3 protein-coding genes are annotated in these 1,241 nt (G+C 77.4%); 2 read left to right on the top strand and 1 reads right to left on the bottom strand.

The window, feature by feature from the left end; genetic code table 11:
• The first annotated feature begins 139 nt into the window (after positions 1 to 139).
• Both Q6969_RS15780 and Q6969_RS15775 read left to right on the top strand, forming a co-directional pair.
• Entirely contained in the window at positions 140 to 421 is a 282-nt protein-coding gene (locus Q6969_RS15780) for a hypothetical protein (protein ID WP_317231289.1), read from the top strand.
• 14 nt (positions 422 to 435) lie between these two features.
• A complete protein-coding gene (locus Q6969_RS15775) occupies positions 436 to 699 on the top strand; it encodes a hypothetical protein (RefSeq protein ID WP_317231288.1) in 264 nt (87 codons plus the stop codon).
• Positions 700 to 712: 13 nt separating this feature from the next.
• Here Q6969_RS15775 and Q6969_RS15770 read toward each other — a convergent pair.
• Positions 713 to 1,241, bottom strand: a 529-nt coding sequence (locus Q6969_RS15770; RefSeq protein WP_317231287.1) for a class F sortase, incomplete at its 5' end; no start/stop codon positions are given.

Here is a 1,241-nt window from a genome sequence, read left to right as displayed (position 1 = left end):
CGGGCCCGCGGCGGGCGGCGGGCGCGTCGCGGTCGGCCGGGGCGGGCCCGGTCCCTCCCCCGAGGCCGGGCCCGTCGTCGCACCACGACGGGCGGAACCGGCCCCGCACGCGACCCTGGGGTCATATACCGTCGTCGGCATGATCCCCTCCCCCGGCGCCAGCATCGGCATCGCCCTGTACGTCCTCGTGATCCTGGCCCTCGTGGCCCTGGGGGTGCTCGCGCTCGTGGTGCTCATCCGCCTCGCGCTCACCGCGCGGCGGGCGCTCGTCGTCACGACGGAGCTGCAGGAGGCGCGGCGGGAGCTCGTGCGCGAGCAGACCGCGCGGCTGCAGGCCGACGACGGGGACGGTGCAGGCGGCCCGTACTCCCCCGTCGGCGGTCCCACGGGGCCGGACGCTCCCATCGGGCCCACGGTCTGAGCGGGCGCCCGGAGATGGACGGCACGACCGACAGCATCCTCATGCCGAGCGCCTACGACCTCGTCTGGTCGATCCCCCTGCTCCTCGGCGTCGCGCTCGTGGCCCTGGCCGCGGTCGCGCTCGTGGCGCTGGTGCGGGTCGCCCTCGCCGGCACCCGGGCGCTGGTCGCCACCGCCGCGCTCGACGAGGCGCGCATCGAGCTCGTGCGCGAGCGCACCGCCCGGCTGCGCGCGGGACTCGCGGACGCGGCGGGCGGCCCCGCGGAGCCCGTGGGCTGAGCCGGGGCGCGGATCAGCCCACGGGCTCCGCGAACACGACGCGGTTGTCCTCGTAGTGGCCCACGCTGCGGTCGAAGATCCCGCCGCAGGTGATGAGCCGCAGCTGGTCCGTGGGCTGCGCGCCGAAGACCCGCGCCGTGGGGAAGTCGGCCTTGGCGAAGTCGGCGACCTCCGTGACGGCGTAGCGCGTCGTGCCGCCGTCGACGTCCGCCACCTGCACCTCGTCGCCCACCTCGAGCTCCGCCAGCCGCGCGAACGCGGCCGGGCCGACGCGCGAGTCGACGTGCGCGGCGATCACGGTGGGTCCGCGGCCGCCCGGGCGCCCGCCTCCCGTGAACCAGCCGACGTCGTCGAAGTCGACGGGCACCTCCATGCGGCCGTCCGGGGCGATGCCCAGGTCGATGAGCGGCTGGTCGAGGTCGATGTCGGGGATCGCGACGCGGGTCGGCACGACGCCTGTGCCCTGCACGACCTGCGGCGCCGTCGTGGGCGGCACCGCATCCGGCGAGGGCGCGGGCGCGGCGGACGCGCGAGCCGGCGGC

Origin of the sequence: Clavibacter sp. MX14-G9D, assembly GCF_032917815.1 — a bacterium.
Lineage (GTDB): Bacteria > Actinomycetota > Actinomycetes > Actinomycetales > Microbacteriaceae > Clavibacter > Clavibacter michiganensis_K.
The sequence above is the reverse complement of the archived record's forward strand: the minus strand, read 5'-3'. Positions and strand labels throughout refer to the sequence as shown.